The following is a 17,821-nucleotide window of genomic DNA, read 5'->3' as shown; positions in this document are numbered from 1 at the left end:
CAAAGAACATTTCCGACCCTTTTGGGACTACCACAGTAAAGGTTGGGCGAAACGCTATTTTGAGAAGTGGTACAGCTGGGCTATTCGTTGCCGTTTGGAGCCCATCAAGAAAGTGGCCAGAATGCTAAAAGCGCATAAAAATGGCTTGTTGAATTACTTCGATCACCGGATCAGCAATGCCGTCGCCGAGGGATTAAACTCAAAGATTCAGACGGTAAAGTCCAATGCTCGAGGTTATCGTTCTTTCGAAGGCTTTAGAACGAGCATACTGTTTCACTGTGGGAAGCTGGATATGCTGCCATAGGGTTCCACAGAGTTTTACGAAGAGCCATTGTTTTTATTTCAGGCCTTTTTTAGGGTTGTAAAAAACTCCGTCAATGGGCATTCCTGCGTCGCTGGCACTGCGTTGTCGACACCCATGGTTTTCGTTTGCAATGTCGATCGGAGGCCCCCTAGCTATGGTCCCCCGCCTCCAACCCCGCCAGTAGCTTGCGCATCAGGCCCGCCAATTGATCCTGCTCATCGGTGTTGAGCACACTGACGATGCGGTGAAGATTGCCGACGTGCGCCTCAACGGCCGAATCTGTGAGTGCTTTCCCCTCGCTGGTCAGCGCAACTGTATTGCTGCGCCGGTCTTCGCCACTCGCCTGTCGCACAAGCAGGCCGCGCTTAACCAGTTGATCAATTCGGGTACTCATCGCCCCGGAAGAGAGCATCAACGTCTGATAGAGCTGTGTCGGCGTCAGCGGGCTTTCAGAGCGGCGCAAGGTCGCCAGGGTGTCGAAATCCAATGCCGACAGTTCAAACCCGGTAAATACTCTGGTCAGTTCCGGGCTCAAGAGTCTGGCTGTCCGGCTGATGCGGCCGGTAATCCCCATTGGGTGGCAATCCAGGTCCGGCCGGGCGGTTTCCCATTGCGCCAGAATGTGGTCGACAGTATCGGTGGTCATGCTCTGCTCCTGTAGATATCTTTTTGAAAAGATACTTGAAACAGAGGGATATTGCGAGTAGCCTCAATATGTCTTTTGGAAAAGATACTTTATCAGGAGATAAATTTCATGAACGCATCAACCGGGCGCGATCTGGCTTTCACTGCCCTTGCACCGATGATTTGGGGCAGTACCTATCTGGTTACGCAGACGCTGTTACCGCCCGATACCCCCTTTACCGCTGCCGCCTTGCGTGCCATTCCCGCCGGCTTGTTATTGTTGCTCTGGACCCGACAGCGACTGCACGGGCACTGGTGGCTGAAAGCCTCCGTACTGGGTGCACTGAACATCGGGTTGTTCTTCACCTGTCTGTTTGCTGCGGCCTATCGGATACCGGGCAGCCTGGCTGCACTGCTGCTGGCCAGTCAGCCTGTCTGGGTACTGTTGCTCGCCCGCTGGTGGCTTGGAACCCCCTTAACGGTTACGGCGCTCGCACAGTGTGGATTGGGATTGCTGGGCGTGGTGTTGCTGCTAAATCCCGGCCAAAGCGAGCTGGATGTGGTTGGCGTGGTGTATGCGTTAGTAGGCGCGTTATCCATGGCAAGCGGGGTCGTCTTGAGTAAACGCTGGCAGCGTCCGCCGACTGTCAGCCAATTGAACCTCACCGGGTGGCAGCTGCTGCTCGGTGGCGGGGTGCTGTTGCCCCTCGTGTTCTGGCTGGAAGGGTTGCCGACCGGAGTCGCAGCCGACCATTTGCTGGGCTATGGCTACCTGATCCTGCTTGGCGGTGTGCTGAGCTATGGCCTCTGGTTTGCCGGTATTCAAAAGCTGAAACCGTTTACGGTCTCTCTGTTGGGGGTTTTTAGTCCACTCACCGCGACGGTGCTTGGGTTCGTGTTCCTGCAGGAATCATTCGGTGTTCTGCAGTGGCTGGGTACGCTCAGCATTTTATTTGGGCTGCTGTTGCCGCTGTGCATTGCATTACTGCGCAAGGGCATGAACCGGCCTGAGCTCGCGTTAACACTCTAACTTTTATAAGGAATGAACATGTCATTATCTATCCTGATTGTTGTGGCTAGCCAAAGACCAGACTCCGCCAGCCTGCGCTGCGGTCGTTACCTTGAACATGTGGCGCTGAGCGCCGGTTTTGATCGCAGTGACATTCTCGATCTGGGAGAGAGCCCGTTACCCCTGTGGGATACCGCGCTGACCACGAACGCTGGCCATTGGTCTGGCATGCCCGTGTTGCGCAAGAGGGTGCAGGCGGCCGATGCTGTTATTCTGGTTACCCCCGAATGGCACGGTATGGCGACGCCAGCTGCAAAAAACTTTCTGATGTTGTGCACACAGAAAGAACTGGGCCATAAAGCCGGGCTGGTTGTTTCGGTATCGGCTGCCGACAACGGTGTGTACCCCATTGCTGAAATTCGTATGAGTGGGACCAAAAATAACCACTTGTGCCTGATTCCCGAACAACTCATCTTCCGGCAGGTCGATACTCTGATCGATGCCGACTCCCTGTGCAGCAATGAACACTTTGACGCCCGCAGTCGTTATACGGTGGAATTGCTGGCGCATTATTCCCAGGCGTTAAAACCGATTCGGGCATTGCCGGGGGTACCGTCTGAGGTGTTTGTTAATGGGATGTAGGGGTGTCAGGGTAAGTAGGGGAGCGACATTAGCCGGGCTAATAGGGCACCCAAGTTAGTGGACTGAATACAGACTACGGACTTGCCAAATCAAAGTCAGGCCGCGTTAGTCAACAGAAGGTAGGTCATCCGGAAATAGTGACGTACCGGGCTTGAAAATACGTTTTCCAGGCAAAGCAAATCCTCAGGCAGGCCTGCGAATCGTTTGTTTTGCAGAGGAAGTCAGAATGGATACCATCGATCGGATATGACAGCTTTGCCCAAGCTGAGGCTGACATCTCTCAGTAAATGGGCTACTACAATCATAAACGACTGCACAGCAGTAATGGTTATTTGACGCCGACAGCCTATGAGTTGAGCGTTGCTTAAAAAGCTCTTAAACCGTGTCCAGTATTACTTGACCACAACAGTGTGGTACTCAGTCAGAGGAACGCTTCAGTCGCTAAGTAGCCTTAAGGCTTCGCGTCCCTGCGCATTGTCCGTATTCAGAAACAGGATGAACGGTAAAACGGCAAGCTGTAAAACCATGTGCAGTTGTTCCGGGTTGCGCGAACCAATGGCGACGCCATCGACACCCACGCCCAGTACGCCGTCTACCCGACCCGTCTCGATCATGCGGTAGCCTTGGTCTAACGAGTCAACCTCAACAATAACGGCATCTGCCGCTTTCAATTGCTTCTGGAAGTTGCTGCGTGAATTGGTGCGCATCGCTGCTACTCTGAGGTTGTTTAAAGAGTTAATGGTTGGGTCGCTCGTGAAGACGCCATAGGAAGCGGATGAGTTGCTGTATACTATCTCCGCCACGTTTGTTGACGAAGGTATCGAGATCAGCGATGCCTGCCAGCAATTGTTCTTTATCTGAAAAAAGATACGAGCGGTGGGTCGGAAGACAGGCGTCACTGTCACCCCCTTGTTCGAAGCAAAATCAGTCAGGGCAGACCAGGCGAACCCTCCGTCTTCTGCATAAATGTCTACAAAAGGCGGGAACTGTGTTACCAGGACTTGTAAGTCACTGGCAATGCCATGGCTGCTGGTCGTCACTATGAGCGTGAACAATAAATGCAACACCGGCCTCATCGGTTCTCCCTGTACAAATTCAATACGGGTCAGTGTAGTTGAACAATACTCGAATTCACGTGACTTGTGATCGATGGTGCACACCATATGAATCTTTTGCCGCCGGATATAGGGACAGAGGGGGAGTTTATACCCTGGTCACTTGATGCTTGATCACCCAGCGGCCTTTGTAACTATCCCCTGTGAGTGAATGTCTAAAACATCGGTAGACAATCGTTTATGGCTATGTCGAAGTTCCTCTGCAACATGGGATTACCCTGACGGATATACACGCCGCCCGGCAGTTGAGCGTAGTCATGGGGCTCCAGTCCATCGAGTGTTTCGGCCATAGAGGCCGCGGTGGAGTTGGGTATTACCACGCCATGGGCTCTTTCTCGCTTAACCATACCGATGGCCAACTCATGGTGGTCGATCGGGATGACCTCGTGTCCCTGTTGTTCGATGAGCCGAATGGCAGCACTGGACCAGTTAACCGCAACGAGGAAGCCATTGCCTACCGCGGGGACCTCAGTGCCAGGCAGCGTGAACAGTTGATATTTAACGGTTAACAATGGCGAGGCAAAATAAGCGTAGGCGTCGCGCTCGCTTGATTGTGCCAGGGGGACAACCATGTCGACTTCGTTGTTGCGGAGCATGCGCAGAGCTCGAGCCTGTGGCAGTGTTACTACCGTAAACGATTCACCGACTGCATCAATTGCACACTGATACAGTGGTGCTAACGGTCCGTGAAATATATCGTTGCGGAAAGACAGAGCGCCTGCATTGGCGTCTGTAACAGCGATTGTATAGGCATTGGCCGTCAAGCTCATGGTCGCTGCCAGTAGCCCTATCAGCTTGAATACGTTCATCTGACGGTCACTTTGGTTTAGTCTTTTCTTAACCATAGCAAAATACCGGGATTTCCCAAGGATGTTTGCCGCATGTCAGGTAGGCCGGGTTTAGATAATTAGCATCTAATTTGACACCCACTTGAGTAATGTTAAACAGTACTTTCATTGGGGTGGGGTTCTTAGTATCAAGCTGGATTCCTTATACTGGCCGTAACTGATCGTTTCGTCGCTTCCGCCTCCAAGACTGACACCAACCACTATTGCGCCCACCAAGGCTTTCATTTCAACAGTGGTGTCTATACTGCAAGTCTTGCCTTTTGTTACTTCTTTAAAAACGCTGACGTCGGCGGTAACAAAACCGGTGCCCTGGCCTACGTTGGTTCCATCTGATGTTATGCCATCGTAAAGGTTGAGCCAGCCATCTCTTGCGATGTTCGCTGCCATCAGTTATCAAATCAGGGGCCTGAGGTTGATTATGCAGTCACTGTCTATTCGCACTGGAGCATGCGTTTTTTGCAATCCAAAAGCAGAGGGATCCTATGGTGTTCAGAATTGTTGTTGGCGGGGTGATCCTCGCGTTGGTTGTTGCCGGTGGCTATTGGTTTCTGCAACCGCCGGTGGTGGCTGTCATTCGGCCCGAGTCGGGGCCTGTGTCTGAGCGTCTGGTAGCAACAGGTCGGGTTTCCAGCAATCAGCGTGTCAATCTGGGGTTTCTGGTGGTGGGCACGGTGATCGCTGTTGAGGTTGATGAGGGTGATGTCGTTCAAGCCGGGCAGACACTGGTGCGGCTAGAAGACGCAGAGGCGCAGGCGATGGTCCGTCTGGCGGAAGCCTCACTTCAGCAGGCACAAGCTCAATTTGACCGGTTGGCTCAGGTAGGACAGCCGGAAGCGGCTATGAATGCGGTTCAGGCTGAGGCGAATGTTAATCTGGCGCGGCGTGAATTGGAGCGGGCCCAGCCATTGCGGCGCGATGGGTTTCTGTCTGATGCCGAGTGGCAGGCTCGACAGGACGCGGTGGATTTGGCTGATGCCCGGCGGCAAGTTACCCGACAAGAGCTTGATAGCCAGCAGGCGGGTGGTAGCGAATATCGGTTGCTTGACGCTCAAGTGGCGGCCGCGCAGGCAAGCCTGGATCAGGCCCGGGCCACATTGGCGCATTCGCGCCTGACCACACCGATTGTTGGCCGGGTGTTGCAGCGTCTGGTTGAAGCAGGCGATGTGGTTCAGCCTGGGGTGACCTTGCTAGCGCTGGCGGGCGCCGACCTCAACCGTATCGAATTGTCGTTAAATGAGCAGCAAACCGGACGCATAGCGGTGAACCAGTCGGCCCTGGTTTCCGTCGATGCCTATCCCGACCGGACGTTTGCCGCAACCGTCAGTTTTATTGGCCCGCGCATTGACCCCCAGCGCGCTATATTGCCGGTGCGGTTGCGCATCGACGACCCGCCCGATTACTTAAAAGCTGACATGACCGCTTCAGTCGACATCCAGATCGCTCAAATTTCGGCATCACTCACCCTGCCAAACTCGACAATCGTCTATCTTGAACCCGGTCTTCCCGTGGTCTTCGTGCTGGAAGATGGCGTTGTTGTGCAACGCCAGGTTACGCTGGGGATGACGGGTGATGACCGGGTCGAGTTGCGCGAAGGTGTGTCGGTCGGTGATCGTGTGGTGGCCGATCCGAATACCGTCAGACCCGGCCAGCGCGCGACTCCCCAGGAGCTACAGCTACCATGAGGTTTCAGTGGCTGGTGGCTGTCAGGTTCTTGCGCCAGGGGCGGTTCCAGAGCGTTCTGATTGGTGTCGGGGTGGCCGTAGGCGTTGCTATTATTGTGTTTCTGACGGCGCTGATTAACGGTCTGCAAGTGAGTTTGATTGACGATACTCTTGGCACTCAGGCGCACATTGTCCTGAAACCACGCGATGAACGAGCGCGTAAGCTGATGACTGAAACGGACCGTCAGGTGCTGACACGGGTACAGCAGTCGCCGCAACGGCTGACGACGCTGGATCAGTGGCAGTCGCTGTTGCCGGCGCTGTCGCGGTCGGCCGGCGTGCGTTCGGTGTCGCCGCTGGTATCGGGTCCGGCCCTGGCGATCCAGGGGTCGGCTGAACGAAATATCACCTTGTTGGGCATCGACCCGGTCAGCTACAGCCGGCAAATTCCGGTGCGGGACCGGTTGGTGGCTGGTGCCTATGAACTGGGGCCAGATCAGGTGTTAATTGGGGTGGCTCTGGCGGATGAGCTGGGGCTGGACATTGGCGGAAGGCTGCGGCTGGCAACAGGGCAGCGCGACCGGGTGGTGTCGGTTGCGGGCATTTTCGATTTGGGGCTGCGCGAGTTGAACCTGGGTGTGGTTTATATGCATCTGCGTAGCGCTCAAACTCTGCTCGACCTGCCGGGCGGCGTTTCGCGCATTCAATTGCAGGTCCGGGATATTTTTGCAGCTGACATCATCGCCAACCAACTTGAGCGTACATATTCGCTGGAGTCTGAGAGTTGGATGAGTACTAATGGCGAGCTGCTCAATGGATTGCGCTCTCAGAGTTTGTCGTCGGACATCATCCGGTTTTTCATCGGTGTTTCAGTGGCGTTTGGCATCGCCAGTGTTCTGGTGGTGTCGGTGGTGCAGCGCTCGCGTGAGATTGGTATTTTGCGCGCCACTGGCACATCGAGACGTCAGGTGATTGGCATCTTTCTGTTGCAGGGCGGGTTGCTCGGGTTGGGTGGGTCGTTGTTTGGCTTGCTCAGCGCTGGCGGGCTGGTGCTGGTGTTCACGCGTCTGGTGCCGGGGCTGCCGTTTCCGATTCCTTTGACCGTGCCTCTGCTGGTCTGGACGGCGGTTCTGGCAACAGTCACTGGGTTGATTTCGGCGGTTGTACCCGCGCTGCGCGCCGCCCGGCTTGATCCGGTGGAGGCGATCCGTGGCTAAGCCGGTTCTGGCGCTGGAGGGTGTCACCAAACGCTATCGCATCGGCACGCCAGCTGAGGTGGAGGTGCTGCATGCAACGAATCTGAGTCTGGCATCGGGAGAGTTTTCGGCGTTGATCGGCCCCAGCGGTTCAGGCAAGAGTACCCTGTTAAACCTGATCGGCCTGCTGGATCGGCCGAGCGGCGGTACCATCCAACTGGCCGGTCAGCAGACCGGGAGATTGACTGAGGCGGCCCTGACCCGGCTACGCGGTGAGTCACTGGGTTTCGTGTTTCAGTTCCACCACCTGATCAATGCGTTCAGTGTCGCCGAAAACGTCTGTCTGCCCCTGATGGCGAGAGATAGACGGTTGACTAGGTCAGCTCTGACCCGTGCCGAAGCTCTGCTTGACGCAGTCGGTCTGCCGGGCTTTGGCGGACGCTGGCCAAGTGAGCTCTCGGGCGGCCAGCAACAGCGGGTTGCCGTCGCCCGCGCACTGGTTGTTGAGCCGATGCTGGTACTTGCCGATGAGCCCACTGGCAATCTGGATACTGGCTCGGCCGACGAGATCTTTGCCCTGATGCGACGGTTCAACCGGGAGCACGGTACTGCCTTTCTGATCGTCACCCATTCGACCGAACTTGCCCGGCGTTGCGACCGACACATTCACATTCTGGATGGGCAGGTAAGCGGCTAAAGCCGTTTGATGGTTCTGCGCCTGGTTGCGGGAAACCTATTTGCCGTGCCATAGTCTGGCGTCATTATAGGCCCGGATTAGCCACAGGGTGGCTCGCCCGGTAGCGTTTTCCGGGTTTAGCATGAGCCGTATCAATTCGTTCTTAAACTGCCCTGTAGTCGGGGCTCTCAGCAGAGCCTGTCTTCTGCGTATGAACTGGGTATAAAACGACCTAAGCCGCGATCAGCAAGGTATGTATGATCTCTTTAGGCGGTTTTAATGATGACTGAACACGGCACGATCACGACCTCTGGCCTTAGCCAGGTAGAGCGCTTCATCTGCGCGTTGAAGCCAGGTATCGGCTGTTGTTCCGGGTACCCAGGGAGCAACGCCAAATGATACGGTTATCTCTTCACCCCTGGGTGTTTTCAGCTCTTTTTTAATAGCCGCTCTAAGGCTGTCGATGAACGTCTGTTGTTGTTCGCCGACCCCGGAAATCAATAAGACAAACTCTTCTCCGCCGAACCGGTATAGCCGGTCGTATTTGCGAATGTGGGATGTGGTAATAGTAACAAACTCTTTCAATACCTGGTCGCCTGCAGCATGCCCGTAATTGTCGTTCACAGTCTTGAAGTAATCGAGATCCAAAATAGCCAATAATTGCTCTGTTCCGTTTCGTTCGGATTTGGCTAGGGCGGCCTGTATGTCTGAGCTCATGGCTCGACGGTTTAATGCGCCAGTGAGGGTGTCAACTGTATTGAGGGTTTCCAACAATCGAAACTGTTTTACGCCATGGCTGGCATAAACGAAGGCGCTTATTGACACCATCAGGATTGTGACAACGAAGGAGTCCATTGAAACGGTGTCAAAAATGTCGGCCAGAGCGACCAGGGAAAAACCGGCGACCGCATTAATGCAGAGGGCTTCAACCGGTTTAACCAGAATGAATGTGGCCGCGAATACAGGGTAAGCCCACAAAAAACTGCCAATCCCGTTCGCGATAGAAATAGCTACGACACCGGCATTAACAAACACGGCAGTGACAGCGCTTGTAACCCGAATTTCTTTGGAGTAAAACGCATAACCGACTAACGCTATGATACCCAGTACCAGAGCCATATCGATGATTGCCGCGGAGACGTTCCCATCGAGAAAGCGTATGACCACAAATGGAAAAACCCCCAGTATTGCTACAGCACTGAGCAGCAACAATAACGACAGTTGGTATTTTTCCTGTAGCTGATTGATCATAACGTTACTCACCGACCTCTTAGTGTCACGATTCCGCTGATGTGCAGCTATTTCGCAAAGTTTACCGATATTACGGCATATTTGGCTGAATACCAGTCATGTGTGGTGATCGCCATGGGTCAGTGTGTCGTCAATCATTGAAGGATCCGGCAGGAGGGTGTTTCAGATTCCAGATGGCTTGTCACGGGGTGTTTGTATCTTGAATTGCCCGGTCCGTATTTTGTGTTGATAATATCGGCCTTAGGGGCAGGATGGCGATGAGCGTCAATGATGAACCACAGTTTGATTATCAGAGAAGCATGCCCGTCGGATGCTGAGTCCCTGTCGGCACTGTGCATAACAGTGTGGATTGATACTTACAGTACCGAAGGATTACACCCTTCGCATGCGACCTATGTCCTTACGGAATACACACCAGAGTTGCTAGTTCAGCGAATGTCAGTAAGCGACGTGACTGTTGTTGAGCGAGATGGGTGTTTAATCGGTTTTGCTGTCTTTAATGAGCACACTGGTGAAATAGAAACATTCTACATTTTAACCAGATTCAAAGGCATGGGCATTGGAGCCCGCTTACTGGAAGCGCTGAAAGCGAAGTATGACGAACGCCTGTTCCTGTCATGTTGGGAGAATAATGCAGCAGCGCTTGGGTTTTACTTGAAGAAGGGCTTTGTTGAGTCGGGTGAAACCTTCTTTGAACTTGATGGTGAACAGCATAGAAATGTCATATTGGAACTGCGAATCTAGCAGGTAATCCGTACTCCGGGTGCAGTCGATAAGCCAACCGGGCCTGTTTAGCATGTGTTGTTACCACTCCTGTGCAATCTGTGTATTGGGTTCCCGTAAGAAACAAAGTGGTTTTCGGCCGCTTTGTTTCATCCCCTTGATGGCTCAAAACAGTGATTTGTTCCGTTTCTTTAACTCAATGAGCTATACAGTGGCCATTTTGCCTCCGATTTTGCTTCGAATCGCCTCTGGGCCAGGCGTAGCATGAATACCATGCCCTGATGCCGTACTGGCCGATTCGGAGAAGCAGAGATGAACAAAAAACTGAGTTTCACCACACGTAGTATCCATTCCGGGTACGATGCCTCGCAACACGAAGGGTCCTTGAACCCACCAGTCTATATGACGTCCACTTACTGTTTTGATGATGTGGAGCAGGGTGCAGCCCGTTTCGCCGGAGAAGCGCAGGGGCATGTTTACAGTCGAATCTCTAACCCCACCCAGGCCGTGCTCGAAACCCGGCTGGCCGATCTTGAAGATGCCGAAGCTTGTCTTGCTACAGCATCCGGCATGGGGGCGATCACCGCCGCTATCTGGACACTGGTCCGCCCCGGCGACACGGTGATAGCCGACAAAACGCTTTATGGCTGTACTTTTTCCTTCTTTCAGCATGGACTGACCCGGTTTGGCGTTAATGTCGAGTTTGTCGACTGCACCGACATCGAGGCCGTCTCCAGAGCGCTGTCTGCTAAGACCCGAGTCGTCTACTTTGAATCCCCCGTCAACCCAACCATGAGAGTCATCGATATCGCGGCCATTAGCCAGCGGGTACATGACTATAACCCGGGCATCAAAGTGATGGTCGACAACACCTATTGCACCCCGGCGCTGCAACGGCCGATAAACCTGGGGGCCGATCTGGTCGTGCATTCGGCCACCAAATACCTGGGCGGACACGGAGATCTGATTGCCGGGGCGGTCGCTGGGAAGCAGGACCTGATCGGTGAGATTCGACTGTTTGGTCTCAAAGACATGACCGGTGCGGTTATTGCACCATTGACGGCTTTCCTGATTTTGCGTGGTTTGAAAAGCCTGTCACTGAGGATGGAGCGGCACAGCACTAGCGCCCTTGCGCTGGCGAAGCACCTGCAGGGGCATAAAGCGGTGAGGGCCGTTTATTATCCTGGCCTGGAAGACAGCCCGTATTTCCCTCTGGCGTCTCGTCAGATGAAGGCACCAGGCGGGATGATTGCGATGGAGCTTGAGGGTGGCTTCGATGCCGGGGTTGCATTCATGAACGGCTTGCAACTGATCAAGCGTGCCGTGAGCCTGGGTGATGCTGAAACCCTGTGCCAGCACCCGGCCAGTATGACCCATTCGACTTATGCACCCGAGGAACGAGCCGAACATGATATTAGCGAGGGGCTGGTGCGGCTGTCGGTAGGCCTGGAAGATGTGGAGGATGTGTTGGCTGATGTTGAACAAGCGTTAGCCGGGGTTTGAATGTCGCTGGGGTGTGAATAAACCCAAGCGACATTTCCTGGCGGGGGTTCGCGGGTGTTTTCCTGTCAACCCGGGGTGCCATGAAGGGTTAACCGGTAACCAAACGGGTCTTCGACGCTGAATGTGCGCCCAAACGGGCCATCGAACGGTGGCTCTATGATCTCTACTCCGTTGTTTTTAAGCCTCTCGTGCAGGGTGTCAGCCTGCTCGCATCCCAGCCACAGGGCAATACCCCAGCCAAGCTTTGTGCTGCCAGCCAGGTCGACGTTGGGCGTGCGTAGCGCAAAGGGTATGGTGGTGCTATCGAAAACAACGGCGTGCGGCGGTCCCTGATCGGTTGGGGTCAGGCCCAGTTGTTCCGTGTAGAAACGCTTTGCGGCTTCCAAATCTTCAACTTGCAGTGCGATGAATTGTGGTCCGGTAACGTGTGCCATTTGTGTCATCCTCTCTGTCGTGGCAATATAAGGAAGCTGACATAATATCAGCTTCCTTATATTAATCAATGACAGGAGAGTCGCTTTTGGGAGAGAACCGCATCGGTTACCTTATTAAAGGCGTACAGCAAGCCATCCGTCACCGGATGGATGACGAATTGCGCCATTTGAACTTGTCGATTTCCCAGTACGCCGTGTTAAACGCTCTCGAGCAAACCGATACACTGTCGAATGTGGAGCTTGCCCGCGCCTGTTTCGTAACACCGCAAACCATGCAGCAATTGGTAAAGGGTCTTGAGCGAGCGGAGTGGGTCGAGCGTCGCCCGCATTCCGAGCACGGTCGAATTATCGAGTCCCGTTTGACCGAGTCCGGCCGGGTACTGCTGGGGCAAGCGCATCAACTGGTTAATGCCATAGAAGCCATCATGCTTGAGGGGCTGTCAGACCAAGCTCAGGAACGCCTGGCGATGGATCTGGCACAGTGTCAGAATAACTTGTCACAACATGGTTAGATGCCATGGTTTGGGGGGTGGATCTTGCTTTGCCTGTAAGTGAGAGCGGGGCTTCCCTGGATTACTAAGTGGAGTTTTGTATGTTTCAGTCGGTAGGTCGTGCACTGGCGGAATTTGTTACTCGGCCAAACCCGAATCATCAGCCTGTCGCAACCAGTGAGCCAGAGGTACTATTGCCGGCACTGCGCCGGGGTGATGTATTGCTCGTCGAGGGTTGCTCACGGGTCAGCAGTGCGATCAAGTATTTGACTCAATCGACCTGGTCGCACGCAGCGCTCTACGTGGGTGACGCCAGGCCGCCAGGCCATCAGGGGGAACCCGTACCGTCGCTGGTGGAAGCGGATATGCGAGATGGCGTCCGTCTGGTAGCGCTGGAGCACTACGCACACTTTCATACCCGGATTTGCCGGCCAGTTGGACTGACGGAGACGGACATTGATGCATTGATCCGTGATGCAATCGACCGGGTAGGGCAGCAATATGACCTGAAAAATATTGTCGACTTGGTTCGGTACCTCATACCTACCCCGCCCGTACCGCAACACTGGCGCAGACGCATGATAACGCTGGGCAGTGGCGAACCCACCCGAGCCATTTGTTCGTCGCTCATCGCCCAATCGTTTCAGTCAGTACACTATCCAATTTTGCCGGTGGTTGAAGAGACTCAGTTCGGTCAACCGGCAAAAACCCGGGCGGGTGACGATGTCTTCCATATCAGACATCACAGCCTATTCACGCCGAGAGATTTCGATGTATCGCCATATTTTGACATCATAAAACCCAGGTTAATCGCGGGGTTTGACCCCTATAGATTAACCTGGGCAGATACCGGTAATTAGCGCACTTATGGGTATTTTCGACTTACCTAATTCGTCGTTTTCGAGTCGCCATTTTTCCCGGCGTCTCACATTTACGTGAGTTCAAAACCCCCTGGTATCAGATAACCGATGGACTGCCGCGGAATGAAGCGCAGGCGAGTAAACCCTGAAGCCTGCAAAGCAGTGGTTTATGCTGGTAACATAGGCGGATAGGGTAAAAATAGGGTATCTGAGTTTCATGACGAATAACCGCGAGTTGCAATCCGATGTGTTGCTCATTCTGGTGACGCTGCTAGCGGCATCCGGTTGGATTTTTACCAAAGAGGCATTGGCGGGTTTAACACCATTGTTGTTTGTTGGCATTCGCTTTCTGTCGGCGAGACTCATGCTGGGTTTCGCGATGCAACGGGCACGCGACCCTATAACGCTGGAGAATGGCTTTGGGTAATGTAGCACTCTTCGTAGATGTGCAGAACGTCTATTACACCACCCGGGAAGCCTACGGTCGCCGGTTCGACTATAACCGATTCTGGCAACAGGCGACGGCCAATGAGAAGGTTGTTGTAGCCTATGCGTATGCCATCGAGCGGGGAGACGAAAAGCAAAGACAGTTTCAGAATATACTGCGAGCGATTGGGTTTACGTTGCGGTTAAAGCCCTATATTCAACGGCAGGATGGTACAGCGAAAGGTGATTGGGATGTAGGTATAACACTGGATGTGATTGAGACGGCGCCTGCTGTGGACCGGGTTGTTTTGGTGTCCGGAGACGGAGATTTTGACCTGCTGGTTGAGAAAGTACGACAGAATCACGGCGTTCAGGTTGATGTTTACGGCGTTCCTGATTTAACCGCGCGATCACTGGTTCGTGCGGCCAGTCGGTTTATTCCCATCAAAGATGATCTTTTATTGCCACACTCTCCCCGACGTTGATCCGGCAGTTTAACGAATGGCCGAAAAACCCCGGTGAAGTGCTGTGCCCCCACCGGGTTTCTTTGGCATGCTTATCGGGCGATTAGAAACGCAAGAAATTCTTAACTTGCAGACTGATCGTGTTGGCTGCGCTTGTATTCTCGCCAGCCAGCGTCGTTGAATAACCCAGTTTAAACTGCGTTGGAAGCGCCCACTGAGTGAAAAATACGCTCATGTTTGGCTCTACTTCCAGGCTGTAAGACGCGTCGTCCTGACCGGAGCCATCAATCTCGGTCTCACCGGTCATCGAGTAGGTGCCTGGAAGCCCGAAACTCAACTGAACACCGTTGCCTGCTGTTGTTGTGTAGTTTGGTTCAATTTCGAATATGGCTTCTGAACCATACTGTACCGTCACATCGGAGTTATTGTAGGCGTAGTCCTGATCAGTCTCCAGGAAGAAAGATGACTGGTTATAAAAGTTGATGTAAAAATCCGGTGTGATCAGGTAATCAAACGAAAACCTCGCGCCGATGCCCCATGCACCCCGGTCGGTGCGAGACGGTTTGAAATCATCACCACCCAGTGCGTTTTGCAACTGTTCGTCGCCATCATACTGTGAAATGGGGATCTTTATGCCTGGTGTGACTGCAAATCGCATGGTGTCGCTGCGCGAGTAGCCGTTAGTACCCAGTGTTTGAAATTTGGCACCCAGAAAAAGGTCGTTGGCGCCGCTCAGAACGATGCTGTCGTTTCCGTCAACTTCGCCAGAAATGATGTAGCCCGGTGCCCACTGCAGGCCCGCTGTAATCCAGTCATTAACACCGTATTCAAGTGCCAGAGACAGAGTGTTGACGGATACGGAATCGGTGTCCTGGCGTTCACCATCAGCGTCGAAATTTTCGTCAAAGGTGGTTAGTGAAGGGACGAGCGTCGTACGAAGCACACCGTTGGGCAACACTTTGGCGTCGTCGGCCAGTGCGGGTATTGCTAACCCAGCCAGCAATGGCAGTACCAGGGCCTTTTTTAACATGGTTATTCTCCAGTCATTCTTATTTTTTTTGGATAATCACTTAGCATTCTTAAATGACGCTTTTCAAAGCGCGTTTTGACGATAGCTCATAATAGAAAGCCTGGCCAAAATCGAAGAGCGATTACACGGCTATGGGGCAACAATCCCCGGGTAGGGGGCATCAGGAGTGAGCATTAGGCTTAAGTGTTGCGCTTTTAAGGTTGGCAGACCCTATAGATCCCGCTGGCAAGCGGACCCTGTATGCGCGTGGCGGGTCACCATTCAGTTTGGCGTTGCTGACCTATACTGATTCTGTCAGCCTGAGGGCAATCGGTCCGTCAAAATAGGAGGCAATCATGACAGAAGACAAACGCCGTCGACATTCATCGCAAGTGGTGGATGGATTGGGGAAGTCGGCCAGCCGCGCCATGTTGAGAGCGGTCGGGTTCAATGATGACGATTTTCGCAAGCCCCAAGTGGGCATCGCTTCGACCTGGAGCAACCTCACACCGTGCAACATGCACATCAACCGGTTAGCGGAGGAATCCGCTGCCGGGGCCGATGAAGCGGGTGGTAAATCGCTGATCTTTAATACCATTACTGTGTCGGACGGCATTGCCAATGGCACTGAAGGCATGAAGTACTCGCTGGTATCGCGTGAGGTCATCGCCGATTCCATTGAGACAGTGGCGGGGTGTGAAGGCTTCGATGGCCTGGTGGCTATCGGGGGCTGTGACAAAAATATGCCCGGTTGTTTGATGGGCCTGGCGCGTTTGAATCGACCCTCTGTATTCGTTTACGGTGGCACCATCTTGCCCGGTGAGAATCACACGGACATTATTTCGGTGTTTGAGGCGGTAGGCGCTCATGCACAGGGAAAGCTGGATCTGATTGAGGTGAAACAGATCGAAGAAACAGCGATTCCCGGAGCGGGTTCCTGTGGTGGCATGTACACCGCCAACACCATGGCATCCGCCATTGAAGCCATGGGCATGAGCCTGCCTGGAAGTTCGGCCCAGAATGCCGTATCCGACACCAAAGTTGCCGATTGCCGGGCTGCCGGTGCCGCGGTGCTGAACTTGCTCGAACGCGACATCAAGCCCTCCGATATCATGACCCGCAAAGCCTTTGAAAACGCCATCACCGTGGTCATCGCGCTCGGTGGTTCCACCAATGCCGTGCTGCACTTGCTCGCCATGGCCAGTACGGTGGGCGTTGAACTGTCGCTCGAAGATTTCGCCGAAATCGGTCAGCGGGTTCCCGTGCTGGCTGACCTGCGCCCCAGCGGGCATTACATGATGTCGGAACTGGTCGCGATCGGAGGGATCCAGCCACTGATCCGGATGTTGCTGGATCGGGGCCTGGTGCATGGCGATTGCCTCACAGTAACCGGGCAAACCCTGGCTGAAAATCTGGCTGGGGTAGACCCCTATCCGGATGGGCAAGACATCATTCATGCCTTCGACAACCCCATCAAAGCCGACAGCCACTTGCGCATCTTATACGGTAACCTTGCCCCAACCGGTGCCGTGGCCAAAATCACCGGCAAAGAAGGCACTCATTTTACCGGCCGGGCCCGGGTGTTTCACTCGGAAGAGGAAGCACAGGAGCGCATTCTCGATGGTTCTGTCGTTGCGGGTGATGTTCTGGTGATTCGCTATGAGGGGCCGAAAGGCGGACCGGGAATGCGTGAAATGCTCAGCCCAACCTCTGCCATCATGGGCAAGGGGTTGGGCAGCGATGTGGCATTGATTACCGACGGCCGTTTCTCAGGGGGCAGCCATGGGTTTGTCGTTGGCCATATTACGCCCGAGGCAGCCGACGGAGGTCCCATCGCCCTGGTCGAAGAAGGCGACACCATTACCATTGATGCGGTCGGTAATCGAATCGAGGTGGGGGTGTCGGATCAGGAGCTGAGTCGCAGGCGTAAGGCCTGGCAAGCTCCTAGCCAGCGGTATACACGGGGCGTGTTGGCAAAATATGCGCGAACGGTAGGGTCCGCTTCTGAAGGTGCCGTAACTGATGCGCCCTGATTGAGCAGAGGCCTTGATGCCGTTCAGTAATTGACCTAATGGTCTTCTTTTTGAGCTGTATAGCTGGTACTGTTAGATAGGGTATAAACAGAATCGAAAACAGCGACATTTTGTCGCTTTTTTCGGGTTGCGCTAGTTGTATACTGGCAGTGTTGGATCGGATAGATGGCCCAATACGAACAAGGTAATTGCTGATTTTATTTTGTCGCAATCCAAGTGTTCGTTTTACCTTAAACCTGAATCCGTGATTTTATTGCATTAACTCATTTCTTCTCTGTAGACACTGTTAGTCATGCCAATAATACGATGTTAGTCTCCATTATTCTTGCCTTTCTGATATCTGCTCAGCATAAATAGCGCGTTAATATTTTCGTATTGCCATTTTATCTACAATTTCTTCTTTTCAAGCGAGTCTATTCTGCAGAACCTAGCCTGAGAAGAAGTTAATCATTCAATACCATTTTAGGCTCTTCGTAGTTTCTTGTGGAAATCCAGTATAATCAGGATCTGATACACTCTAATTGTATGGGAAGTCATTCAGTGGAAATCGAA

Annotated in this window: 20 protein-coding genes; 13 read left to right on the top strand and 7 right to left on the bottom strand. The window is 53.6% G+C overall.

Annotated elements, in window-relative coordinates; genetic code table 11:
• Positions 1-304, top strand: a 304-nt coding sequence (locus G565_RS0118170; protein ID WP_028672142.1) for a transposase, incomplete at its 5' end; no start/stop codon positions are given.
• A gap of 148 nt (positions 305-452) precedes the next feature.
• On the opposite strand, the gene G565_RS0118165 is transcribed toward G565_RS0118170, so the two are convergent.
• Positions 453-950 carry a MarR family winged helix-turn-helix transcriptional regulator gene (locus tag G565_RS0118165; RefSeq protein ID WP_028672141.1) on the bottom strand — a complete coding sequence of 166 codons (498 nt, stop codon included), beginning with the start codon at positions 948-950 and terminating at the stop codon, positions 453-455.
• Between the two features lie 108 nt (positions 951-1,058).
• Between G565_RS0118165 and G565_RS24835 the strand changes: the two genes are divergently transcribed.
• Positions 1,059-1,958 (top strand): EamA family transporter, encoded by a 900-nt coding sequence (locus G565_RS24835; RefSeq protein ID WP_051208235.1) that lies wholly within the window; start codon positions 1,059-1,061, stop codon positions 1,956-1,958.
• Between the two features lie 18 nt (positions 1,959-1,976).
• On the top strand, positions 1,977-2,579 hold the full coding sequence (locus G565_RS0118155; RefSeq protein ID WP_037340191.1) for an NADPH-dependent FMN reductase: 603 nt from the start codon (positions 1,977-1,979) through the stop codon (positions 2,577-2,579).
• 434 nt (positions 2,580-3,013) lie between these two features.
• Here the strand turns inward: G565_RS0118155 and G565_RS0118150 are convergent, their stop codons facing one another.
• From G565_RS0118150 to G565_RS0118140, 3 genes are all read right to left on the bottom strand, one after another.
• The gene (locus G565_RS0118150; RefSeq protein ID WP_028672139.1) at positions 3,014-3,655 is read right to left on the bottom strand and encodes a transporter substrate-binding domain-containing protein; all 642 of its coding nucleotides are present in this window, start codon (positions 3,653-3,655) and stop codon (positions 3,014-3,016) included.
• A gap of 194 nt (positions 3,656-3,849) precedes the next feature.
• Complete coding sequence (locus tag G565_RS0118145; RefSeq protein WP_169579675.1) at positions 3,850-4,503, bottom strand: type 2 periplasmic-binding domain-containing protein; 654 nt, start codon at positions 4,501-4,503, stop codon at positions 3,850-3,852.
• A 144-nt stretch (positions 4,504-4,647) separates the two neighbouring features.
• Positions 4,648-4,929: a hypothetical protein gene (locus tag G565_RS0118140; protein ID WP_028672137.1), complete on the bottom strand. Its 282-nt coding sequence runs from the start codon at positions 4,927-4,929 to the stop codon at positions 4,648-4,650.
• Positions 4,930-5,024: 95 nt separating this feature from the next.
• Here G565_RS0118140 and G565_RS0118135 point away from each other — a divergent pair, with 95 nt between their 5' ends.
• Genes G565_RS0118135 through G565_RS0118125 form a run of 3 tightly spaced genes read left to right on the top strand, consistent with a single transcriptional unit; the run spans position 5,025 to position 8,096 of the window.
• On the top strand, positions 5,025-6,224 hold the full coding sequence (locus G565_RS0118135; protein ID WP_028672136.1) for an efflux RND transporter periplasmic adaptor subunit: 1,200 nt from the start codon (positions 5,025-5,027) through the stop codon (positions 6,222-6,224).
• Positions 6,221-7,420 (top strand): ABC transporter permease, encoded by a 1,200-nt coding sequence (locus G565_RS0118130; protein ID WP_028672135.1) that lies wholly within the window; start codon positions 6,221-6,223, stop codon positions 7,418-7,420. The genes G565_RS0118135 and G565_RS0118130 overlap by 4 nt, the downstream gene beginning before the upstream one ends.
• A complete protein-coding gene (locus G565_RS0118125; protein ID WP_037340187.1) occupies positions 7,413-8,096 on the top strand; it encodes an ABC transporter ATP-binding protein in 684 nt (227 codons plus the stop codon). The genes G565_RS0118130 and G565_RS0118125 overlap by 8 nt, the downstream gene beginning before the upstream one ends.
• Before the next feature lie 255 nt (positions 8,097-8,351).
• On the opposite strand, the gene G565_RS0118120 is transcribed toward G565_RS0118125, so the two are convergent.
• Complete coding sequence (locus G565_RS0118120) at positions 8,352-9,326, bottom strand: GGDEF domain-containing protein (protein WP_028672133.1); 975 nt, start codon at positions 9,324-9,326, stop codon at positions 8,352-8,354.
• Between the two features lie 267 nt (positions 9,327-9,593).
• Between G565_RS0118120 and G565_RS0118115 the strand changes: the two genes are divergently transcribed.
• Positions 9,594-10,070, top strand: a complete 477-nt coding sequence (locus G565_RS0118115; RefSeq protein WP_051208234.1) for a GNAT family N-acetyltransferase — start codon at positions 9,594-9,596, stop codon at positions 10,068-10,070.
• Positions 10,071-10,361: 291 nt separating this feature from the next.
• Positions 10,362-11,552 (top strand): methionine gamma-lyase, encoded by a 1,191-nt coding sequence (gene megL / locus G565_RS0118110; protein WP_028672131.1) that lies wholly within the window; start codon positions 10,362-10,364, stop codon positions 11,550-11,552.
• Positions 11,553-11,617: 65 nt separating this feature from the next.
• Here the strand turns inward: megL and G565_RS0118105 are convergent, their stop codons facing one another.
• Complete coding sequence (locus G565_RS0118105) at positions 11,618-11,986, bottom strand: VOC family protein (RefSeq protein WP_028672130.1); 369 nt, start codon at positions 11,984-11,986, stop codon at positions 11,618-11,620.
• An 86-nt stretch (positions 11,987-12,072) separates the two neighbouring features.
• Between G565_RS0118105 and G565_RS0118100 the strand changes: the two genes are divergently transcribed.
• From G565_RS0118100 to G565_RS0118085, 4 genes are all read left to right on the top strand, one after another.
• Positions 12,073-12,498, top strand: a complete 426-nt coding sequence (locus G565_RS0118100) for a MarR family winged helix-turn-helix transcriptional regulator (protein WP_051208233.1) — start codon at positions 12,073-12,075, stop codon at positions 12,496-12,498.
• Between the two features lie 80 nt (positions 12,499-12,578).
• Complete coding sequence (locus tag G565_RS0118095; protein ID WP_028672128.1) at positions 12,579-13,337, top strand: YiiX/YebB-like N1pC/P60 family cysteine hydrolase; 759 nt, start codon at positions 12,579-12,581, stop codon at positions 13,335-13,337.
• 217 nt (positions 13,338-13,554) lie between these two features.
• Positions 13,555-13,764: a hypothetical protein gene (locus G565_RS0118090; RefSeq protein ID WP_028672127.1), complete on the top strand. Its 210-nt coding sequence runs from the start codon at positions 13,555-13,557 to the stop codon at positions 13,762-13,764.
• Positions 13,757-14,248 carry a LabA-like NYN domain-containing protein gene (locus tag G565_RS0118085; RefSeq protein WP_157600147.1) on the top strand — a complete coding sequence of 164 codons (492 nt, stop codon included), beginning with the start codon at positions 13,757-13,759 and terminating at the stop codon, positions 14,246-14,248. Before G565_RS0118090 ends, G565_RS0118085 begins: the two co-directional genes overlap by 8 nt.
• Positions 14,249-14,330: 82 nt before the next feature.
• Here the strand turns inward: G565_RS0118085 and G565_RS0118080 are convergent, their stop codons facing one another.
• Complete coding sequence (locus G565_RS0118080) at positions 14,331-15,257, bottom strand: hypothetical protein (RefSeq protein WP_028672125.1); 927 nt, start codon at positions 15,255-15,257, stop codon at positions 14,331-14,333.
• Positions 15,258-15,592: 335 nt separating this feature from the next.
• Between G565_RS0118080 and ilvD the strand changes: the two genes are divergently transcribed.
• Positions 15,593-17,269 (top strand): dihydroxy-acid dehydratase, encoded by a 1,677-nt coding sequence (gene ilvD / locus G565_RS0118075; protein WP_028672124.1) that lies wholly within the window; start codon positions 15,593-15,595, stop codon positions 17,267-17,269.
• Positions 17,270-17,821 lie beyond the last annotated feature (552 nt).

Origin of the sequence: Saccharospirillum impatiens DSM 12546 (assembly GCF_000423605.1) — a bacterium.
Classification (GTDB): Bacteria; Pseudomonadota; Gammaproteobacteria; order Pseudomonadales; family Natronospirillaceae; genus Saccharospirillum; species Saccharospirillum impatiens.
The sequence above is the reverse complement of the archived record's forward strand: the minus strand, read 5'-3'. Positions and strand labels throughout refer to the sequence as shown.

What these genes read in the sequence shown, in the direction of transcription:
- G565_RS0118115 (WP_051208234.1), top strand. Translation starts at nt 9,594, where the DNA reads ATGATGAACCACAGTTTGATTATCAGAGAAGCATGCCCGTCGGATGCT.
- G565_RS0118145 (WP_169579675.1), bottom strand. Translation starts at nt 4,503, where the DNA reads ATGAACGTATTCAAGCTGATAGGGCTACTGGCAGCGACCATGAGCTTG.
- G565_RS0118135 (WP_028672136.1), top strand. Translation starts at nt 5,025, where the DNA reads ATGGTGTTCAGAATTGTTGTTGGCGGGGTGATCCTCGCGTTGGTTGTT.
- G565_RS0118080 (WP_028672125.1), bottom strand. Translation starts at nt 15,257, where the DNA reads ATGTTAAAAAAGGCCCTGGTACTGCCATTGCTGGCTGGGTTAGCAATA.
- G565_RS24835 (WP_051208235.1), top strand. Translation starts at nt 1,059, where the DNA reads ATGAACGCATCAACCGGGCGCGATCTGGCTTTCACTGCCCTTGCACCG.
- G565_RS0118140 (WP_028672137.1), bottom strand. Translation starts at nt 4,929, where the DNA reads ATGGCAGCGAACATCGCAAGAGATGGCTGGCTCAACCTTTACGATGGC.
- G565_RS0118150 (WP_028672139.1), bottom strand. Translation starts at nt 3,655, where the DNA reads ATGAGGCCGGTGTTGCATTTATTGTTCACGCTCATAGTGACGACCAGC.
- G565_RS0118120 (WP_028672133.1), bottom strand. Translation starts at nt 9,326, where the DNA reads ATGATCAATCAGCTACAGGAAAAATACCAACTGTCGTTATTGTTGCTG.
- G565_RS0118165 (WP_028672141.1), bottom strand. Translation starts at nt 950, where the DNA reads ATGACCACCGATACTGTCGACCACATTCTGGCGCAATGGGAAACCGCC.
- G565_RS0118130 (WP_028672135.1), top strand. Translation starts at nt 6,221, where the DNA reads ATGAGGTTTCAGTGGCTGGTGGCTGTCAGGTTCTTGCGCCAGGGGCGG.
- G565_RS0118090 (WP_028672127.1), top strand. Translation starts at nt 13,555, where the DNA reads ATGACGAATAACCGCGAGTTGCAATCCGATGTGTTGCTCATTCTGGTG.
- G565_RS0118095 (WP_028672128.1), top strand. Translation starts at nt 12,579, where the DNA reads ATGTTTCAGTCGGTAGGTCGTGCACTGGCGGAATTTGTTACTCGGCCA.
- ilvD (WP_028672124.1), top strand. Translation starts at nt 15,593, where the DNA reads ATGACAGAAGACAAACGCCGTCGACATTCATCGCAAGTGGTGGATGGA.
- megL (WP_028672131.1), top strand. Translation starts at nt 10,362, where the DNA reads ATGAACAAAAAACTGAGTTTCACCACACGTAGTATCCATTCCGGGTAC.
- G565_RS0118105 (WP_028672130.1), bottom strand. Translation starts at nt 11,986, where the DNA reads ATGGCACACGTTACCGGACCACAATTCATCGCACTGCAAGTTGAAGAT.
- G565_RS0118155 (WP_037340191.1), top strand. Translation starts at nt 1,977, where the DNA reads ATGTCATTATCTATCCTGATTGTTGTGGCTAGCCAAAGACCAGACTCC.